The sequence below is a fragment of the Neorhodopirellula pilleata genome (assembly GCF_007859915.1).
Taxonomy (GTDB): Bacteria; Planctomycetota; Planctomycetia; order Pirellulales; family Pirellulaceae; genus Rhodopirellula; species Rhodopirellula pilleata.
On record NZ_SJPM01000003.1, the window covers coordinates 270,348 to 291,032 of the forward strand.

Below are 20,685 nucleotides of genomic sequence, written 5' to 3' on the forward strand. Positions count from 1 at the left end.
GTCAGCGAGGGATTTCACCTAACCCGTTCAATTTTTTAGTAAAAACAAGCCATGAGCCGCATCGGTAAAAAGCCCGTCGCGATTCCCGCCGGCGTGACGATCACCATCCAGGATCGCGCGATCGATGTGGAAGGCCCCAAAGGCAAATTGTCATTCACCCACCGCCCCGAGGTTATTGTCGAGGTCGCTGAAGATGGCAAGGAAGTTGCCGTCTCCCGTCAAGACGATGCGAGAACCGCTCGAGAACTACACGGATTGACCCGGGCGGTCGTTGCCAACATGATTGTCGGTGTAACTCAGGGGTATGAAAAGAAACTCGAGATCGTCGGCGTCGGTTACCTTGCGGCAATCAATGGCGACACGTTGCAATTGCGCGTCGGGTATGCCAACGAACTGCACCGCAAGATCCCATCGGAATTGACGGTCACCTGCCCCGACCAAACACACGTTGTGATTCAGGGTTGTGACAAACAAAAAGTCGGACAGTTTGCCGCCGACATTCGATCGCTCCGCAAGCCAGAACCCTACAAGGGCAAGGGCGTTCGATACCAGGGCGAATACGTCAAGATCAAGCCAGGCAAGTCGGCGACCAAGTAGTCGACGATTCATCGATCGGTGTTCAGCCGATCGTCAATCACACAAGTTTACCACACCACCATTTCGGGAGCGGCTTGTTCAAGCAGCCTGCATCCCTCCCAGCGGTTATCGTTATGGACAAGAACAAGAAACTTCAAAGCAAACGCCTGCGTCGTCGTCGCAGCGTGCGCAACAAATTGCGTGGGGATGCCAGCCAGCCACGGCTGTGTATTCACCGCTCGCTCAAGCACTTCGCTTGCCAAGTCGTCGATGACGACCAGGGCAGGACGCTCGTCGCCGCAAGCACTCGCGATAAAGAAATTCGTGACCAATTGCAGCACGGCGGGAACTGTGACGCGGCCGCTCTGGTTGGTAAGATGGTCGCTCAAAAGGCGGTTGAAGCGGGAATCACTTTGGCGAAGCTGGATCGTGGTCACAACAAGTATCACGGTCGCGTCAAGGCGTTCGCCGATGCGGCACGCGAAGCCGGTCTTCAGTTCTAGTCTCCTCCCAAACCTACACAATCACTGCAATCCCTCACGCAGATAAGTTGAATTCATGAGTACCGGTCGCAACAAACGAAACAAGAACGAAGAGCCAGGCTTGCCCAGCGACCTGCTCGATCGCGTCGTGAAGATCAAACGATGTGCCGCCGTGGTCAAGGGCGGACGTCGTTTTAGTTTCGCCGCAATGGTCGTCGTTGGTAATGGCAACGGCCAGGTCGGTTGGGGCTACGGCAAAGCCAACGAAGTCCCTCCGAGCGTTCAGAAAGCTCAAAAGCAGGCTTCACGCAGCATGGTCCATGTGCCATTGGTTCATGGCACCATCCCTCACCAAGTTTGGGGACATTTCGGCGCGGCCAAGGTTTTGTTGATTCCGGCTGGTGCCGGTACCGGTATCATCGCCGGGCAAGCCGTCCGTGCGGTTTGCGAAGCCTGTGGCATCCACGACATTTTGACCAAGTCCTACGGAACAAACAATCCCGTAACGTTAGTCAAGGCGACTCTCGACGCGATGAGCAAGTTGCGAACCCGTGAGGAAATCGCCGCCCTTCGCGGTCTCAACGTCGAAGACCTTATCGAAGTTTAACCAAACAACGCGGAGCTCATTTTGAGTTTCGCTACCCGCCGCCCTCTTTCGAGTTTCGCTGCGGTTTTAATCTGATCTGTCATCTGAATATTGAAAATATCACGTCATGCAACTCAACGACGTCCATCGCGGGATTACCAAACACCGCCCACGCAAACGTATCGGTCGCGGTCCAGGTAGTGGCACCGGCAAAACCGCCGGTCGTGGTCACAAGGGACATAAAAGCCGCAGCGGTTACAGCCGCAAGCCCAATTTCCAGGGCGGTGCGATGCCGATGTTCCGCCGCATTCCCAAACGCGGTTTCAACAACAAGTTTTCCACCGACGTGTTTGCGGTCAACGTTAGCCGCTTGAGCGAGGCTTTCGAGGACGGTGATACGGTGACCTTGGAAGCACTTTCGTCGCGTAACTTGGCGAAAGGCCGGTTCGACGAAGTTAAAATCTTGGGCGATGGCGAGATTACTAAGAAGTTAACTGTACAAGCTCATCGCTTCAGCAAGTCTGCCGAAGAGAAGATTACTGCGGCCGGTGGGACGGTCGAGAAACTGCAAGCCAAACGCACGCCGGATGAACGTGTCGCTGCCTTGAAGGCCGCTGAGTAGTTCAAACCGGGTGCCGGAGTCGCAAGACGCCAGAGTTGTCCTAAACTCTTGCGAGCCCAGATGACAAATAGCGAGCTCAGCTCTCACGAATGAAGAACAGGTCCCCACGCCTGTTCTTTTTTTTCGCATTCACAACTTAACCAATTCCCTCTCGTGGTAAGTCGCTCGGATCGTTAAACTCCGGCGGTCAATTTCTTACCACTTTGTACTGATCGAAGACGGACGGATCGATGTTAGAAAAGCTCCGAGTCATTTTCTCGATTCCCGAGTTGCGCAAGAAGGTGATGCTGACCATCGGCTTGCTTGCGGTCTATCGGATCGGGTTTCACATCCCGTTGCCGATGATTGCAACCAATCTCGAAGACGCCGCCGGCAGCGGTGCGGCCGATTTCTTCGAACGGGTCAGCGTCTTTGCCGCGTCGGATTTGCGACAAGCGACGATCTTCGGGCTGGGAATCATGCCGTATATCTCCGCGTCGATCATCTTCCAGCTCTTGGGTAGCGTTTACAAACCGCTTGAACAACTCAAAAAGGAAGGCGAAGCCGGGCGAAAGAAACTCAACGAGTACACCCGCTATCTGACCGTCGTGATTTGCTTGGTACAAAGTTACATGTACCTGAAGTTCATGCTGATGTCCGGCGGTGGTGGCCAAAGCAATATCAACCCGAACTTCATGAACGCAGACCAAGAGCTGTACTTCGGTTGGCAGATCGTTGCCGTTTTGGTGATGACCACGGGCACGGTGTTCCTGATGTGGCTCGGCGAGCAGATCGATGAATATGGAATCGGCAACGGAATTAGTTTGCTGATCATGGCTGGTATCCTCGCGCAAATGCCCAAGGCGTTATACGAACTCGTCCTTGGAATGAAGCCCGAGTTGACCGGATTGGCGAAAGGTCAGGTTGGCATCGAGACCCTGATCATCTTGGTCGTGTTGTTTGTGGTGGTCGTCTTCGGCGTGGTGTTCATTACATTAGGCCAACGGAAGATTCCGACTCAGTCGGCTAAGTTCACTCGCGGTCGACGTGTCTACGGTGGCACTCGTCAACACTTGCCGCTTCGAATTAACCAAGCCGGCGTGATGCCGATCATTTTTGCTAGCAGCTTGCTAATGATCCCGGGTGTGTTCTTCGGTTTCTTGGCGGGTTACTTCCCCTCTGACGGAACGTTGTTTCGCGGTTTGAATTTGGTCAGCTTGACGATGAGTGATCAATCGTCGTACTTCTTTAATCTGCTCTACGTCGCGTTGATTTTCTTCTTCTGTTATTTCTGGACGGCGATCACGTTCAATCCGAAGGAGATGAGCGACAATTTGAAAGAGAGTGGCACGTTCATCCCCGGCCACCGCCCTGGTCGCCGAACGACGGATTATCTCGAAAAGGTGATGGTACGAATCACCTATGTCGGAGCCGCGTTCTTGGGGTTGATCGCGATCGTTCCGACGATCGTCTATGGTTCGCTTGGTGTGCCGTACTCGATCGCTGGTTTTTACGGAGGCACCGGATTGCTGATCGCGGTAAGTGTCGCATTCGACTTGGTCCAGAAGATCGACAGCCACTTGGTGATGCGAAACTACCGTGGCTTGCTCGAAGGTGCCGGTGGCGGCACGGCTCCGGTCGTCTAGCGATCGGTTCCGATTCGAATTTAGGATTAGCCGCAGAACGCTAGCGTGCTGTTGATTGAGTGAGCCGCCGACGCTAGCGCGTTATTGATTTAATCGTAACCCGACGCGTGAGCGAGGGATTGAACGCCATTAAATCATTTGTAGGTATCCCTCGCTCACGCTTCGGGTTACGATGCAAACTAAATCAACAGCCCGCTAGCGCCATCGGCTGACAAAAACCGACGAACGCACTTGATCAACGCGCCGCACTGGTTTGATAGGAAATGCTCGCACTGATGAGTGACGGAGAGCCAGCTTGATTGACAACGTCCCATGAAAATCGTTTTCATCGGTCCTCCAGGTGCCGGGAAGGGAACCCAGTGTCAGTTCCTCGCAGCTCAATTCGGGATACCGCATGTCGGCACTGGCGAGATGTTGCGACAGTTGCAGGGAGCTCCGGCTCCGATGGTTCACTCCCAGATCAATCGTGGCCACTTCGCACCCGATGATTTCGTATTGGAAATGATCGGAGCTCGGTTAGCGGAGCCTGATTGCGAGCCTGGTTATTTGCTCGATGGTTTTCCTCGGACCCTCGTTCAAGCCGAGGCGTTCGATCGCATGCTCGAAGCTCAATCGCATCGCCTTGACCACGTGATTCATTTGCAGGTTGAACCGGATGAACTCGTCCGTCGATTGGCTCAGCGGCAAGTTACCGGCGAGAGAAGCGACGATTCGGCTGAGTTCATTCGCGAACGATTCGTCATCTACGCCGATCGCACGCGACCTTTGTTGGACTACTACGACCGGCAAGCATTGGTCCGTCCGGTTGATGGTATGGGAGGCCCCAAAGAAGTGTTCGAGAATCTGTTGAGGGCCATCCGCACTGGGGAAGCTCACCTTGGATCTTCACTATCGACGTCGCTACCCCCTTCACTACCCGATGCGTGATAGGGTGTTGATTGAGTGTATGCCACAGCAAAGGACTGATCGAATCAATCCTCGCTCGACTATCGTCTTGCGGAAGCAATCATGTTGGCGACGAGGTTTTTCAATTCGGTCTCGTTGCTGAATCGCATTCCCAATGCTTCGATTTTATCCGTCCGCATCGATGTCTTGTTTTCTTTCGGTTTCCCGATCAATTCGACCTGCGAGCCGGTGAGTTCTTTGGCGATCATTGCGACTTGATGGCTGGTGACGAATCCACTGCAAAGATTGTAAGTATTGCCGGCAATAGGTTGCTCGGTTTCCATCATCATTTCAATGGCCGAAACAACGTCGTCGACATAAACCACCTTGCCGCCTCCGGAAACGTCGACCTGATCACCTTGCTTTCCTTCGGCGATCGATCGGACCATATCGAACCATTTGGAGTCGGTGATCGGATCATCGATCCCCACGATGGAAACAGGTCGCAGTGTCACCGCGTTGAGTTTGCCGGAAAAACCATACGCGTGGACGAGTGTTTCGACCGATGCTTTGCAGGCACCATACATGGTCGCCGGCCAAAGTGGGTGTCGTTCATCGAGCGGCAGCTCATCGGCGACCTTTTGGTGAACGGCTCCCGAGGACAGGAACACGAAGCGTGAATTGGCGTTGGCTTTTGAAACAAATCGCCGCCGGGCCGCTTCGATCAATCGTAATGTCCCCAAGACGTTAGTTTGATAGTAGGCCACCGAGTCTTCGGGTTCGTCCATGAAGTTGTCGCCTCCACGAGTCAGAGCAGTGTGGACGATATGGTCACAATCGTCGATCAAATTCACCGCCGCGTTCGTATCATCTAGCTCGCCCGCAATCCAATCGACGCCCTCGCGATCGGGCGGATTGGCACCTCGATACCAGGCGCGAACGTTCCAACCTCTGGCCAAAAAACGATCGACGCAGCGGCGTCCGACAAATCCGGTCGCTCCGGTGAGGGCGATACGCATCGGGCAAAATCTCCGAAAGGGGGTGAATCGTGATTAAACGGCCTTTAACGAGCCCGAAGGCAACTTTCGCGCCTTTTCGCCTAGTGATTTTCGGGATTGCCAACTAGAACTAGGTCTTGTTTGAAAAGGGGTCTGACCTTTTTCGGGCATGCCGTCAAACCTTGAAAAACCGAATGTCCTTCAAAAGGGTCAGACCCCTTTACCGACAAGGCCCAGGCGCGTCTCGCGTTTCTATGGCCGAAAGCTTCCCATGTCTTCCACCGCTACTTTGAATTCATCAGAAACCGCCGCACTGGCCACCCGTGAGGACATTCGCAATGTCGTCATCATTGCTCACGTCGACCACGGCAAAACGACGTTGGTCGATTGCTTGTTGCGTCAAAGCGGTCAGTTCCGGGCCACCGAACTGAAAGGCGAACGGATCCTCGATTCCAACGATTTGGAACGCGAGCGTGGGATCACGATTCTATCGAAGAACATCGCGATTCCCTACCGCGGTGTGAAGATTAATTTGATCGATACGCCTGGTCACGCGGACTTCGGCGGCGAAGTCGAGCGGGTCGTCAAGATGGCCGATGGCTGCTTGGTGCTCGTGGACGCCGCCGAGGGACCGATGCCTCAGACTCGGTTCGTGCTCGAAAAAGCATTGCAGGCGGGTGTCAAGCCGATCGTCGTTGTCAATAAAGTTGACCGTCCTGACGGGCGACCCCACGAAGCGCTCGACGAAGCCCTTGAGTTGCTTGCTGATCTCGGCGGGGAAGAACAACTCGATAGCGTCGGGTTCGTCTACACCAGCGCCAAGGAAGGTTTTGCGACCGTCGATCCGGACGTCCGCACGGAAAACATGTTGCCGCTGCTGGATTTGCTCGTCGATCATTTGCCCGGCCCGACGATCAAGTCCGATTCGCCATTTCAAATGCTCGTCACGACGTTGGACTGGAGCGAGTATGTTGGTCGGATCGCCGTCGGACGCATCAATGCAGGGACGATCAACGTCGGGCAATCATTCGATTTGCACGGCGTCGATGCCAATGGCGAACCAGTCGTTCGCAAAGTCAAACCGTCAGGGTTATTCTTGTTTGATAATCTCGGTCGGGTTTCCGCTGAGACGGCTCATGCGGGCGACATCGTCGCGCTCGAAGGGCTTGAGAATGTGGAAATCGGCGACACCTTATGTGCGACCGGAAGCAACGACGCGTTGCCCCGTTTGCGTGTCGATGAACCGACCCTCGAAATGACCTTCAGCGTCAATTCATCGCCGATGGCCGGTCGCGAAGGTAAGTACGTCACGACGCGTCAGATCAAAGCTCGACTGGAGAAAGAACTCGAACGCAACGTGGCTCTACGCGTTCGCATGATCGAGGGCACCGAGGCCTACGGTGTCGCCGGACGTGGTGTGTTGCACCTGGCGATCTTGATCGAAACGATGCGTCGCGAAGGTTTTGAACTCAGCGTCGGAAAACCACAAGTCGTTTACAAGATGATCGATGGTAAGAAGCATGAGCCGTTTGAAACTCTCCGTGTCGAGGTCCCCACCGAAGCCATGGGGCCGGTCATGGAGTTGGTCGGATTGCGTCGCGGTCAGCTCGAAGAAATGAAACAACGCGGCGAGTATAGCCTACTTCGTTTCATCATCCCCTCACGCGGCCTCATCGGACTGCGTACCCGTCTGCTCAACGCGACTCGTGGCACGGCGATCATTCACCACCGTTTCGAGAGCTACCGGATCGTCGAAGGCGAAGTGCCACGCCGAGCCAACGGTGTCTTGATCTCGATGACCGGTGGCAAGACGATGCCGTTCGCGTTGTTCGCATTGCAAGACCGCAGTGAACTGTTCGTGCCCCCGGGCGTGGAAGTTTATGAAGGCATGATCGTGGGCGAAAACGCGCGGGACAACGACATGCCCGTCAACCCGTCGCGTGAAAAGAAGCTGACGAATATGCGTGCGAGCGGCAGTGACGAAAATGTCATTCTCAAACCACCACGCGATATGTCGCTCGAAGCCGCTTTGGAATACATCGAAGACGACGAACTTGTCGAAATCACGCCTCAATCGATTCGTTTGAGGAAGATTCTGATGAAGGAGTCCGATCGCCGCCGCCAAGGCCGCAATTCTTAAGCACGGCTTCGAATCACTACGCCCTGTTTTCAGTCGGACGAATCGATCGCGTTCATGTCCGATTCGGGCGGACCATAGAGTCGCTTGCCCGAGGCGGTAAAGCGACCTCCGTGGACAGGGCAGTCCCATGTGTGTTCGACTTCGTTGAAATGTAGCACGCCGCCCATGTGCGGACAGATGGGGCTGAGGCGGTGTTCGCAACCATCTTCGTCACGACAGAACGCAACATGCGCTCCGTCGAGCTTGCCGACGGTGCCTTGCCCTTCGCCTACCTGTTCCGTATCGATTCTGTCTGCTGGCAACACCCGTTCGGCGTAATTCGCCGTCGTGGTTGCTTGCTCGCGCAGCCAATCGGCTGGGCTGGATAACCCAGTGCGACCTGGGTCGAGCTGTTTTTTCAACGCAAACGGTTTGCCCTCGATCCCGTCGGCGATGAGCATGGCTGCGGCCGTGCCCCACGTCAGACCGACGCCACTGAGTCCGGTCGCGAGCCACGCATTCTTTTTGCCTGGTCCACGACCGATCATCGGCAATCCGTCAATCGGCTCGAACAACTCGGCGCTCCAGGTGGCGGCGATACCGTCGACTTGAAACCGCTGGTGCAACCAATCCTCGAGTCGCCGTAGATTGTTTCCTTCGTCGGTGGTTCCAGTGCGGTGATCGCATCCGCCGGCGATGATTAGCTTGGCGTCGTGGCTGTTGGCGCGACGGACGTAGAAGTACGGATTCGAATTGTCCCAAAACAGCGCATCGTCCAAGTCCTCGCGGACGTGTGCCGCGATCGCATAGGATTGGTAAGGTGGTGTCGCAGCATAGAGAATCAATGCGCCGGTATGGTTACAATGCACCGCACCCACCACACGGTCGAATGAGACTTCACCGTTGCCAGCTTTCAAAACGTGCGTTTCCTTTTCCGTGATGCCGCTGACCAGTGTCCCTTCGAAGATGGTCACGTTTTTTTGGACCGCTAGTTCAGTTAACCGATGTAAGTAATTCCCGATGTGGATGCGGGCCATCGAATTTAGTCGATAACCACATCTAGCACGGGAGATCGGAATAGAATCCACCCAATCGGCGTCCAAGCCAAGGCCGACGGCGGATTCCCACTGCTGTTTGAGATCGTCTATATCGTCGTCCACCTCGCTGTATTGATAGGCAGCAATGCGTTTGAAATCGCTCACCTGATCGGCAAAACGCTCGATCCGGTCAATCGCCGCCGTTCGTAATCGAACGTAGGTTCTTGCGTCTTCCAGACCAAGCTTGTCGACCAATTGCCTCGGCCCCATTTCGGGATGCGCGTCCAAGTGTCCGGTGCTCGCAGCGGTCGTTCCTGCACCGATCGCTTCCGCCTCGCAAAGCGTCACCGAATAACCGCGTTCGGCCATTTCGATCGCGGTCGTCAAACCGGTAATGCCGCCGCCGACGACCAGCACATCAGTGCGGTGCTTGCCGCCTAAAGGGGGGAACTGTTGTCGAACGGGTAAGTCGCGATGCCAAAGAGAATGCGTCAGCGAATGAACATCGGCTCGGTTGGACGAACCGTTCGTGGAGGTGGATTTCATGATGGTGGCCCTGGCAGACGAGATTTCGAACGCATCGCATTGTCTCGTCGGACTGCAATGATCGATCCAGACGAGCGGAAGGGTTATGCTCGGCAAACTCGGTGCCAAAGAACCGGCACGACGAATGCACCGGTTTTGCGACTCCGGCGACTCGACCTCTTCGCGGCTTCAGCGTACTACGCCATCGGCACTAATTGAAATTTTCCGTTATTGAAATTGATGTCGTAACCCTTCCACATCAACACGGTCATAGGCAACATGAAGCAAGCCGCGACGATGCCAAAAAGTCCCAGCAGTCCGGTCACGATCGGGTTGTCGGTCGGGTCGTTTGAGATCACTTCCCCGTTTTGCAGCACGCTAATGTGAGGATCGTCAGGAACTGTGGTGATCGATACAGCATCTCCTTGGTTCACGCGATCATAAAACGCCTCGTCGACCTCGACATTGTGTTCGGCACGCTGGCCGTCTACCGAGGTGACCGCGTAACGAATTCGCAGCGTTCGTCCGTTTGGAGCAACGAACTTTTCCGTCACGATTCCTTGCCCGGCAACGCCTTCATTGGTCAATCGCAGTGCAGCTTGATGTTCCTGGTAGGCGGTCAGTGGCAAGAAGATTCCAGCGGCGGCCAGCAGCAATCCACCGAGCCCGGTAAGGATCGCCATGCGTCTGCCTTTTTTACGGGACGCCTGCGATGCGACGGGACGTTTTGTGTTGGCCCCTTGGGGAGCTTCGATCTGGGAGAGGCGATTCGTGAAATGTTTCAAGCAGTTTTGCAACGACTCATTCTTGGCAATCTTGCCGGTGATCCGGCTGATTGGTTCGCCATCGGCACCGGACAACACGATCACTTTCTCGTGAGGGGCCGCCGGTGATGAACTGTCGCTGATTTGAATACCGGTGATGGCGGACCATGGAATCGTTTCGACTTGCTCACGCTGGATCTCAATTCCTTGTGGCCACAAACGAATCATCCGCGCCGCGCCACGCGCCCCCAACCCTGCCATGATCGAAAAGACTCCGAAAATCGTGGGGGCTGTCGTCGTTAAGTGAAACGTCAGTTGATTGTCGACGTCGATCACCCACAAGTTAATCGCGAACATCAGCAATGCGGCGATGATCGCCAAGAGACCGACCAGGATCGGGACGACGACCGACCAAGTCTGCGAGAAACCACCATCAAATTCGATCGGCCACTTGGTTTCAGTTTCCGCCTGAGGTGCCGCCATCGGAGCCGGACCGTCCGATCGCGTGTCATGAGCGGTTACGGAGTAGGGGTTTTCGTTCATCGCCTCTCACGCGCTGAAGATTGAATCGTGCGCAAACTATCGTCAAAGATAGCGAACGGCTCGGCATGTGTGTTGATGAACAAACAAAAAAGCCGACTGCTTGGCGGCAGTCGGCCTCTGGGGAATCGTCCAAACACAGTGAGCTTAGATCTCTTCGTCGATGACTTCCTTATTTCGCCGTGCTGGTGAAACGTGATTCTCGCACCACGGTGACCTTAATTTCGCCGGGGTAGGTCAATTCCTTCTCGAACGTTTGGGCGATGTCGCGGCAGATCGTGGCGGCGCGTTCGTCGCTGATTTGGCCGCTGCCGACGATGACGCGTAATTCGCGACCGGCCGAAATCGCATAGGCCTGCTGAACGCCATCGAAACGCATCGCGATGGATTCCAATTCTTCCATGCGTTTGACGTAGCGTTCCAATGACTCACGCCGTGCACCCGGGCGGCTGGCGCTACAAGCGTCGGCGGTCGCGACCAGCATTGTGTACGGATGCTCGGTGACGATTTCGTCGTGGTGTCCCTTGGCGGCGTGAATCACTTGTTCACTTTCCTTGCTGCGGCGCAACAGATCTGCACCGATCTTGGGGTGACCGCCCTCAAGTTCGTGATCGGCGGCTTTGCCAATGTCGTGCAACAAACCGCACCGCCGCGCTAGATCGCCGTCCATGCCGATCATCTCGGCCATCATGCCCGACAAGAACGCCACCTCGACGCTGTGCCGGAGCACGTTCTGGCTATAGGAGGTTCGAAAGTGGAGTCGACCGAGCATTTCGATCACACGGTCGTGTAAACCGGGAACGTTGACTTCGTTGGCCGCTTCGGTGCCCTTCTTGATGATGAATTGTTGGATTTCCGCACTGGTTTGCTCCACCAACTCTTCGATTTTTGACGGGTGAATGCGTCCATCGGCGATGAGTTTTTCGAGTGCCATTCGTGCGACTTCGCGACGAACCGGATCGAACCCGCTAACGACGACAACACCCGGCGTGTCGTCGATGATCAGGTCGACACCGGTGGCCTTTTCGAAAGCGCGGATATTGCGGCCTTCGCGGCCGATGATGCGGCCTTTCATGTCGTCGGTCGGCACGCCGACGGTGCTCGTGGTGGTATCGGCGGTGTGAACGGAGGCGTATCGCTGCATCGCGGTCAGCAACATCTCGCGTGCTTGATCGTCGACGCGTTTGGTCAGTTCACGGCGCTGCTTCAAGACGGATGTACCGATCTCATGTTCGAGTTCGGTTCGAACCGATTCGATGAGTTTTGCCGACGCATCTTCTCGCGTCATCCCGCTGACGTGCTCGAGTGCCCGCTGGTTCTCTTGGACGAGCCGATCCAGTTCGGCCCGCTGTTCGGTCAGCGTCCGCATTTGGGCGGCGATTCGGTTTTGGCTGCTTTCAAGTCCTCGTTGGGCTTTGCGGAGGGCTTCTTGGGAGACGGAGAGTTGGTCTTCGCGAGCATCGAGCTTGCGATCGCGGATTTGTTCCTTTTCCCGCATCGCGGCAACTTCGCGTTCGGCTTCCGCTTTGATCGCGAGCGATTTCTCGCGAGCTTCTAGTACAATTTGGGCCCCTTTGTTTTCTGCTTCACGGCGTGCGGTCTCAAGGATCGAATCGGCTTCGGCGGCCAAGCGGGCCGCCCGTCGGGCCGACTGTCGCTGGATCCATGCCATCACGGCGGCGATGCCAAGGAAGAAAAAGAACAGGCAATAGAGAATCGTCTGAGCGAGTTCTGGGTTCATGTCGGTAACGAATCCGCTTTCGTTCACCCCCTGACGGCATCGGGCGGTCACCTATGATGAGCGTGGTCATGCAATTCAAAACGAACAGCCACATGGTTCGAAGTCCGATCAGACAGGCAGGGGCAACATCGTCGAGACCATCCGAAAAATCGTCGCGACAATGAGAAACGTTGGTTGGTTGAAGAGTTAAGTGAAGACGAGACCGTCCCAATTTAGGATGATGATCTCGCGAAATTTCAGTGTACCCGACCTCGCTAGCCGGGGGAACGGACCGCTACCAAGGGAAGTAACCAATGCGAACCAATGAAACTAGATAACCCGGACGATTGCGTAGACTCGGATGCTTGGCTGGGCTTATGGACCGCGTTTCGAACTATCTGGACGGAGGAAGCCGACCGGATTGGAGTCGTCGTCGGTTGCAGCGGCGGGGCGGATAGCGTCGCTCTGGTCCGCTTGATCGAGGCGGCAAGACGGCAAACCGCCAGCCCGGCGTCGCTGGTGATCGCCCACCTGAACCACGGGCTACGTGGTGAGGATTCCGATCGTGATGAAGCCCACGTCCGATCGCTCGCCGAAGAACTCGGGCGAGAGGTCGTCGTTCAGCGCCAAAAGCAATCTCGCCAAGCCCCCGTTCAATACGACGACGATCCCGACGATCGGGGCGGCTCAGGCCAGCGACTCGATTCCGACGAAGCATCGCTGCGGCAAGCCCGCCGGCGATTCTTGGTCCAGACGGCCAAGCAACATGGATGCCGCTACATCGCGTTGGCGCACACCGCTGACGATCAAGCTGAAACGGTCTTGCACCACGTCTTGCGGGGAACCGGGTCGGCGGGTGTATCCGGCATGGCAATATCGACCCCGATCGAGATCGACTTCATCGTCCGGCGTCCTTTGCTGAACGTCCGGCGGACGCTCGTTCGGCAAGCCTTGACAGAGATCAGGCAAACCTGGCGTGAAGATTTGTCCAATCAAGAATCCCGCTATACTCGCAATTGGATTCGCAATGAAATCTTACCCGCGATCCGGCAACGTCTTCCCGGCGTGGATGCCTCGCTGATTCGTTTGGCCGAGAATCAATCGCAAACCGACGAGTTACTGACTCGTTTCGGCCGGCAATGGTTCGACGCGTTTGTGTCGTGCGTATTGGGATCGGATTCGTCGCGGTGGCTTCGCATCCAAACAAGCTTCGACAGGGACGCAAGCCGCTTATGGAAACACGATCACGAATTGGCCCGTGATCGGGCAGTGATTACCCGAGGCCTGCAATGGATGTTTCAACAATATCAACTTCCGATGCGCGACATGACGCAAACGCATTGGCATCGGCTGTGCGATCTTGTTCTGAAACCACACGATGAGCCGGAGATGCGTTCGGTCGGTCACCTTCCTGGTCGAATGGAAATGAAATCGGAACTGCACGCTGTGTGGATCGGACCCATTCGGCTTTAGAAGGCTACGCCGCAAACGTAAAAGCTCGAACGCTCGTTGATTCAGTGAGCCGCAGACGCTACGGTCGCAGAGACCCGGCATCCCACCGACCGGTCCCCTAAACCGACGACAATCGCCGCGCCCGCCAACGGTCCAGCACTGCCGGAAGTCGCTTACGAAACGAAATCGGGGCCGCCGCGTCGACTCGCTGGGCGCAAGGCTCCAGCGTCTCGCTCACCGGCAATGGCTCAAGCTTGCGGGCCACCAGATGAAACGGATGTTCGGCAACCGCTTCACTTCCGTCCTCACCAAATACACGAACCCGAACGCCCCATAGAATTTTGACGAGCGTGCCACGATAGCTCAGCGGCGAGGCGGGCAAGCGACACTGGATCGGTTGGCTTTCGCCGGTCACCATTTGCCGCAACTCCGACATGTCGTAGCGTTGGAAAAAATGAACGCCGATGTCCTCGTCGCCTTTGCCTTCGGTGTGCCACAAGACGGAGACTTCGACACCCTGCAATTGATCCAACGAAACGCGACTAACCCGCCAACTCGCTTTCAAGAATCCGCCCGCCGAGTAGACCGCGTCGTCACGACATAACGAAACATTCACCGCGGGCTGTTTGGCGGAACCATGAGCGGCGGATGGACGATGAGCGGGAAACTTCGGCAGAACGATGGCCAAGGACGCGATTCTCCAGAAACAACAAGCTTCCAACGGACCGAATTGTTCGTCGCACAAAAAGAATGCATGACGTTTGTGGGAAGCTCGAATTCCAATTGTTGCTCCCAGGGGGTCTGCGGGTCAACACGAACCGTGCTTTCAGACAGCAATTCTTGAGAAAGAGCGACGTGACAATCCGAACGAACGTCCGTCCCCTGGCGAAAGAAAGACTCTTCCTCACACACCAACTCGATCTTCAACCGACGCAATCGCATCCGACCCATCTGCGAAATGAATAGCTCGTACGTCCCGCCCGGCTGGAGCGGGTGCTGACTGATCTCGAGCACGGTGGGGCCCACGCCCGCGATCTGACGAACTTGCCTCAGGAACGACCGCAGCGACCAAACCGCAACCCCCGAAAACGGCACCAACAACAACGCCAAGATCGGTCTGGGGCGATCATACCACCATCCCGAAACGGCAACGGCGAGCAATACGACGCAAACCGAGTTCCAAATCAACGCGAGTGCCGCAACGCCGATGATTGCCAGCCGCCCCGTCGACACCGACGCCAAGCGAAATTGCAACCGTTCGCCGGGACTTTCGTCGAGCGTTTGCGCCCGCGGGACGGATGGCAATTGAGTCAACTCGTCGGCTATGGTCGACTCACCGGCGGGTTCTAAACGCTCGTCCGGGACTTCGGATTCCGCGCCCGCAGATTGGTTGGTCGGTTTCTTCAGATTCGAAAATCGCCGCGAGCTCGCCGAAATGCGTTCTTGGCTGAATCCGAGATGCAAAAGGCGATAACCGAGCCCGAACATGCCCGATCCGATCGTCGCCACCGAGATGCTGGCCACGATCCATCGCCCCCAATGGCCCCCGCCCCGGGCCAATTCCGAATCCAACACGACGCGGGCTTCGTCGGGCAAATCGATCCCGATCCGGGGGATCATGAAGTGCGTGACGATCACCAACGTGAGCACAAACACGCCGACGAAAATCAGCCCCAAATAAAACGCTAGCTCACCTAAAACGCCGCGAAACGGTCCGGTCTGCAGCCGCCGTCCGAGCTTTTTGCTCCACGGTCGCCACCGCCAAAATGATCGTGACCGTTTCAAGCTAGTCGTCGCACGATTGGGTGGCACGTTGGGCGGCTCAGCTCGGTGCGTCTCATCGAAGTCGAACGGGTTCAGTGAGCGTTGGCCGCGACCACTTGACGCCCAGGACGGAAAAAGCCCAATTGTTCGAGAGCGTCGTAAACCTCATCGAGTGTCTTTTCGCCGAAATTGCTGATCTTCAGCAATCGACGCGGGGTCGCGTTGAGCAAATCGCGGACGGTCAGGATGCCGGTTTCTTCGAGGCAGTTAGTCGTCCGGACGGACAAACCCATCTCGGCGATGCTCAAGTCTAATCGCTCGCGACGCAGGCGGGCGGTTTCTTCGGCTTGGCTAAGGGGAATTCGCGTTTTCATCACTAGAATCCTTTCTGATCAAATTGGTTGCGAAGTGGTCACTTACGTGAAGTTTCCAAGAATACCGTTTATTCCGGCGGCCACAATGGGCAAAATCCCCCGCCGGCGAAACCTTCATCTTCGCTCGTGCCAAGCCGGATCGCCGTACCGCTGGTTCATCAGATCCGCCGCGATCGCTTCGATATTTGCTAGCAAATCCGAATCCTCTCCGTCGCGGGCATCGAAGGGCCGGGCGTCGAAGGGCCGGACTTCAAACGCCCGGCAGAGCGATTCGGTCAGTTTGGCTTCGTCCAAGTTCACATTGGTGACAAACTCGCCGTGCCCCCGGCCGCGGCGGTACTCGGGTTGTCGCGGCGCGTGGTCCAAACATGCGGCGATCAACGATAAGTCCGCCGACATCAAAATCGTCCCGTGGTAGAGCAGGTGATGCCGGGCGACCCGCAGTGAGTTGCCGGAAAACTTCTTCTCACCCAAGGTCAGATCACAGATCCCCAATCTCGTCGCCTCGGGGATTTGGTCCTGGACCGCCGACAATACCCGTTGCATGACGAAGTCATGAGCGACGTCGATCTTACGCAGACCGCCTTCACCCGGCGTCGCAATTACGACGCTGTACATCAGACACCCCGGCCCGCCGACGACGGACGCACCGCCGGTGCATCGGCGCAACACCTCGATGCCCCGGAATTGGCAAAACTCGCGATCGACCTCTTCGTCGATCTTGGAGCTTCGCCCAAGCACAACGGTTGGTTGCGCGAACTTCCATACACGAAACAGCTCCGTGGATTGATGCGGCGATGATTCCGAATCACGTCTTGGATCGGCTTGGCCGTCGGAGCGACGTTCGACCACACCGTCGGCCCATTGCAACATCGCTTCATCGATCGCGAGTTGCATCGACGCCGAAGCGGGGTCAAATTTCAATCGCAGCATGTTCGGCTCGTAAACTATCCAATAGCGGGAACGTCAACACTCGCCACACCGCGATCATGCCCGCTGCCATGCCGAACACAAGAATCCCCAACAGGATCATCAACGGTTCGCCGATCGGAACTTCGCTGCCGCTCGACCAAGCGTACGGGAAAACCGCCAGCACCGCCGTGATCACGCCGCAACCCATTCCCATCAACAACAAGAACAGATTCTCGCCCAAAACCAGCTTGGCCAATCGCCCGCGAGTGAAACCCACCGCCCGCATAACGGCGAGTTCATTGCGACGTTCCAAGACGCTGCGCAACTGCGCGACGGCCAAACCGATCGTGCCCAATAGCAATCCCAATGCGCCGAGGCTTTGGAACGTCCGCAAGTACGTGTTCTGAACCGCAAGCAATCCGGCCAAGACAAGCTCGGCCGACTTGACATCGATTCCCACATCGACGAGTCGCGATTCCAACGCGTCAGAAATCTTTTCCGATGAAACCGAGCCGTCTCCGGCCATCAAGAAAAATCGATAACCGCTTTCGGATGAAAAAACGCGTTCAAAGTTGTTTTCCCCGATTAACAGTTTTCCTTGCAGAACCGACCCCGCGAGCAAGCCCACCACGCGGACGCTCAACATCCGACCGGCTCCATAATCGAACGTCTTGATTTGTCCGATTCCGCCGGTCATTTGCAAACTCCACATCGCCGTATTCTGATCGATCACGACAGGAACGGGATCGTCGACGGTTCCCGTAGCGGGCGTTTCCAACAAACTCCACGGCGACGTATCACCGTCGGTATCCGACGCTGCCCAGCCGAACGCGTCGAGCTTCGATTCCGCCCCTTCAGGAACTCCCAACACCGTCGGCCGTGTTGCTTGGTACAGATTGTTGCAGCTCGCGTCGTCACCGGACTTCATTCGAAACGCCACGATCGTCGCATCGGCGATCAGGTCCGCGTCACGACCGAGCAATTCATTCTGGACCACGGGATCGGATAGGTCGCGGGCGATCGGCGTGCCGGATTCGGCGATCAAGTCAAACCCGCCGGTACCCTCGCTCGTCGGCGACATGCGAAATGCGGTGATCGATAAGATCAGGAACGCCGCCGTGGCAACCAACCCGATCGTCAACGTGCTTCGCAGAGGGCTGCGGCGGGCGTTGGCGGTCGATAGTGACAACAACGTTTGCCGCATCGGACGTTTGCGTTGTAATCGCGAATGCACGCCGATCAAGACGGCCATCAACAACAACATGCCCGCCCCGACAAACCCGCCGGCGGCCTGCTGCCCGGCACCCTGGGCTCCCGCCGCCGCGGCGATCAACGCGGCGACGACCAGCCCGCCGACCCACCAGCCCGTCCGAGCGGATGCGGATTGGCGGCGTTTCGATTTCGGCGAATCGTCGTTCATCATCCGACGTCCGCCCAACAGCGCCGCCGGATTCAACCGTAGTAGAAACCGGAGCGTGAACCAGGCCGTACCCATGCAAACCAGCCAACCGATGATTCCGCCCAGAATGACCGAGAACGCCGACGCGTGAAATTGTAAAAACGGCACCGTGACCGCACCGACCCACCATGACTTCAACGCCCACAATACCGCATACGCGTACGCGAACCCGCCGGCCACACCGACGACCACGCCCAACACCGTTGTGATCGCGGTTTCGCCGATGACGAGCGACATCACGCGCCGCGGCGCGAACCCCACTGCCAACAACGTTCCGAATTCATTGATCCGCTGCAACATGCCCAACCGCAATAGCAATGCGATCAACATCACCGCCGCAAGAATCACAAAGAACGACAATGCCAAGAACAATCCGTCAAACGGCGTCGTCCCTTTCGACGCGGCGAGTTGTTGCGACCGGATCCAACGAGGCGCCCAACCCATCTGCTCTCTTACCGGTGCAACGGCTTGTAAAATCTTTTGCTGCAAATCGGCTTCGTCATACTTGGGGTCAAAACGCAATCCGGTGGTTTGGCCGAAACGACTGCCGAACAATTCTCGGCCGGTCTCAAGCGGAACAAAAGCCTTGGGAGTCAGTCGATACTCGTTCCAATAGACATCGTCTTCGCGATCGATCTTGCGTTCGAGTTGGAACGGTAGGTCCCAATCACTGATCGAATCCTGGTCGGTCACGCCGGGGACTTCGGGCGTTAACGCGGGATCGTTGTAAGGTGTGACGGGTTCGTCAAAGACCGCCTCGCGGTTGCGGCGGTAAGGCTTGCTCGGCCGCGTGATCGGCACGACGCCAGCCACGACGGCGTCGAATGATCGTTCGATCTCTCGTCCGTTCTCGACTTCGGGTTCGTAATAAAAAATTCGCAACCGAGTCCCCGTTTCGGCACGCAACCGATCGGCCGCCCATGAGTTTAGAACGATCGGTATGCTTCCGGTTTCGAGCGACGAATCATCCGAGAGATCGTAATTCAGCGGCAACGTGTCTCCCGAATCGATCGCGGTGATCGTGCTGTAGGGGACACTGAACGCGTCCTCGACCGAATCGACTCGTTCGACCGCATTGGCGAGGTAAGTCATCACCGACGTCACATCGGATTTTGGAAACGCTTGCACGATGCGCTGCACCGCCGCTTCGGGTAACAACAACGCGTCACTGGTCAAGGAAAGGTAATCGATTGCTTCGCCACTCTTGACTCGCTTCAGCGTCCACCCGAGGGATTCCATTGACAGGTCGATCGCATCGGCGGCAACCTCGCGATCGAACAACATCGCGTTGGCCTGGCCTTCTCGATCGAGTACTTCGGCGACGAGCGAACGCGAAACAAAAACGGTCTTGGGTGACGCTTGGCTGGCCATCAACGAGAACCTTCCCAAGCCTTGATCGGGCACGATAGCCGCAACCTTCATCCGTGGCAGCCCTTCGCTTTGGATATCACGTTTGCCCAAGGGACTGTCGGCGGGCACTGCCGCTTCGACCGGCAATCGCAGTGTGACCTCATCACCAACGGAGACGTCCAACTCTGTCGCCGCTGATTGATTCAAAATGACGCTTTCGTCGTCCAGGTTGACGTCCGGATCAATCCCCGAAACATCAAAGTCCCAGAACGTCTCGTCGATGCCGATGATCTGAACGCCGCCGATCCGTCGCGTGCGGTCGATCAATTCGCCTTCGATCGGGATCTTGCGTTCGACGCTGCCGCCGGGAAACAAAATGATGCTCGCGGTCATCGTCGGATCATCGGGTGCGTCCAACCGAACACTCTCGATCGGAAAAAACGAACCGGGGGCCAAGACGGACTCGATCTTGCCGAGTCGTTCGAGTGTAAGCGCCCGCAGGCTACCCCGCATCGAATCGCCGACGAGCAACGCTCCGGTAATCACCGCCGTGGCCGTCGCCACTCCCAAAGCGATCGCGAGGCTGACGCCTGAGCGATAACGCAGCGTTGCGAGAATGACGGAAAAAAGCCGAAATGATTTGGCTGAATTGCGGATGACCGAAATCCTTCGAGGAAGAAACGGGAGGAAAGATGAACCCGTTCACTCTATCGCTACCGATAGGATTTCGTCAACAAATCAAAGTTTGGAATGGTGGCAACGTTTATGACGAACATCGCATTTCTGTTCAAGAACGTTCATAACGGTTGCAAGTTCACCGGACGAGGGATTGGCGAAAACGACCACTGAATCCCGAAAGAGCTTGTTGTGGCGACTTTCATTCGCCCGTCCTGAA

17 protein-coding genes are annotated in these 20,685 nt (G+C 56.5%); 8 read left to right on the forward strand and 9 right to left on the reverse strand.

The features are described from left to right. Positions 1–51: 51 nt before the first annotated feature. The 6 genes from rplF (at position 52) to Pla100_RS10050 (ending at position 4,818) form a co-directional block, all read left to right on the forward strand. Positions 52–597, forward strand: a complete 546-nt coding sequence (gene rplF / locus Pla100_RS10025) for a 50S ribosomal protein L6 (RefSeq protein ID WP_146577561.1) — start codon at positions 52–54, stop codon at positions 595–597. Between the two features lie 113 nt (positions 598–710). Beyond that, entirely contained in the window at positions 711–1,079 is a 369-nt protein-coding gene (gene rplR / locus Pla100_RS10030; protein ID WP_146577562.1) for a 50S ribosomal protein L18, read from the forward strand. A gap of 55 nt (positions 1,080–1,134) precedes the next feature. Continuing rightward, on the forward strand, positions 1,135–1,665 hold the full coding sequence (gene rpsE, locus Pla100_RS10035) for a 30S ribosomal protein S5 (protein ID WP_146577563.1): 531 nt from the start codon (positions 1,135–1,137) through the stop codon (positions 1,663–1,665). Positions 1,666–1,771: 106 nt separating this feature from the next. Beyond that, a complete protein-coding gene (rplO, locus tag Pla100_RS10040) occupies positions 1,772–2,266 on the forward strand; it encodes a 50S ribosomal protein L15 (protein WP_146577564.1) in 495 nt (164 codons plus the stop codon). 230 nt (positions 2,267–2,496) lie between these two features. Then, positions 2,497–3,891, forward strand: coding sequence for a preprotein translocase subunit SecY (gene secY / locus Pla100_RS10045; RefSeq protein WP_146577565.1), 1,395 nt, complete (start codon positions 2,497–2,499; stop codon positions 3,889–3,891). Positions 3,892–4,203: 312 nt separating this feature from the next. Then, positions 4,204–4,818, forward strand: a complete 615-nt coding sequence (locus Pla100_RS10050) for an adenylate kinase (protein ID WP_146577566.1) — start codon at positions 4,204–4,206, stop codon at positions 4,816–4,818. Between the two features lie 59 nt (positions 4,819–4,877). On the opposite strand, the gene Pla100_RS10055 is transcribed toward Pla100_RS10050, so the two are convergent. Further along, the gene (locus Pla100_RS10055; protein WP_146577567.1) at positions 4,878–5,795 is read right to left on the reverse strand and encodes an NAD-dependent epimerase/dehydratase family protein; all 918 of its coding nucleotides are present in this window, start codon (positions 5,793–5,795) and stop codon (positions 4,878–4,880) included. A gap of 250 nt (positions 5,796–6,045) precedes the next feature. On the opposite strand from Pla100_RS10055, the gene typA reads away from it, so the two are divergent. Further along, positions 6,046–7,914, forward strand: coding sequence for a translational GTPase TypA (gene typA, locus Pla100_RS10060; RefSeq protein WP_146577568.1), 1,869 nt, complete (start codon positions 6,046–6,048; stop codon positions 7,912–7,914). Positions 7,915–7,943: 29 nt separating this feature from the next. On the opposite strand, the gene Pla100_RS10065 is transcribed toward typA, so the two are convergent. The 3 genes from Pla100_RS10065 to rny form a co-directional block, all read right to left on the reverse strand. After that, entirely contained in the window at positions 7,944–9,476 is a 1,533-nt protein-coding gene (locus tag Pla100_RS10065; protein ID WP_146577569.1) for an FAD-dependent oxidoreductase, read from the reverse strand. A gap of 176 nt (positions 9,477–9,652) precedes the next feature. Beyond that, positions 9,653–10,762 carry a hypothetical protein gene (locus tag Pla100_RS10070; protein ID WP_146577570.1) on the reverse strand — a complete coding sequence of 370 codons (1,110 nt, stop codon included), beginning with the start codon at positions 10,760–10,762 and terminating at the stop codon, positions 9,653–9,655. Positions 10,763–10,931: 169 nt separating this feature from the next. Then, the gene (gene rny / locus Pla100_RS10075; protein ID WP_146577571.1) at positions 10,932–12,500 is read right to left on the reverse strand and encodes a ribonuclease Y; all 1,569 of its coding nucleotides are present in this window, start codon (positions 12,498–12,500) and stop codon (positions 10,932–10,934) included. Positions 12,501–12,803: 303 nt separating this feature from the next. On the opposite strand from rny, the gene tilS reads away from it, so the two are divergent. Next, a complete protein-coding gene (gene tilS, locus Pla100_RS10080; RefSeq protein ID WP_146577572.1) occupies positions 12,804–13,952 on the forward strand; it encodes a tRNA lysidine(34) synthetase TilS in 1,149 nt (382 codons plus the stop codon). A 97-nt stretch (positions 13,953–14,049) separates the two neighbouring features. Here tilS and Pla100_RS10085 read toward each other — a convergent pair whose 3' ends face one another. The 5 genes from Pla100_RS10085 to Pla100_RS10105 form a co-directional block, all read right to left on the reverse strand. After that, positions 14,050–14,547 (reverse strand): hypothetical protein, encoded by a 498-nt coding sequence (locus Pla100_RS10085; protein WP_146577573.1) that lies wholly within the window; start codon positions 14,545–14,547, stop codon positions 14,050–14,052. Continuing rightward, a complete protein-coding gene (locus Pla100_RS10090; RefSeq protein ID WP_197167817.1) occupies positions 14,544–15,716 on the reverse strand; it encodes a hypothetical protein in 1,173 nt (390 codons plus the stop codon). The genes Pla100_RS10085 and Pla100_RS10090 overlap by 4 nt, the downstream gene beginning before the upstream one ends. A 71-nt stretch (positions 15,717–15,787) precedes the next feature. Next, on the reverse strand, positions 15,788–16,069 hold the full coding sequence (locus Pla100_RS10095; RefSeq protein ID WP_146577574.1) for a DNA-directed RNA polymerase subunit alpha C-terminal domain-containing protein: 282 nt from the start codon (positions 16,067–16,069) through the stop codon (positions 15,788–15,790). A 114-nt stretch (positions 16,070–16,183) separates the two neighbouring features. After that, the gene (locus Pla100_RS10100) at positions 16,184–17,002 is read right to left on the reverse strand and encodes a lipoate--protein ligase family protein (protein ID WP_146577575.1); all 819 of its coding nucleotides are present in this window, start codon (positions 17,000–17,002) and stop codon (positions 16,184–16,186) included. Beyond that, positions 16,983–20,447, reverse strand: a complete 3,465-nt coding sequence (locus Pla100_RS10105; protein WP_146577576.1) for an ABC transporter permease — start codon at positions 20,445–20,447, stop codon at positions 16,983–16,985. Before Pla100_RS10105 ends, Pla100_RS10100 begins: the two co-directional genes overlap by 20 nt. Positions 20,448–20,685 lie beyond the last annotated feature (238 nt).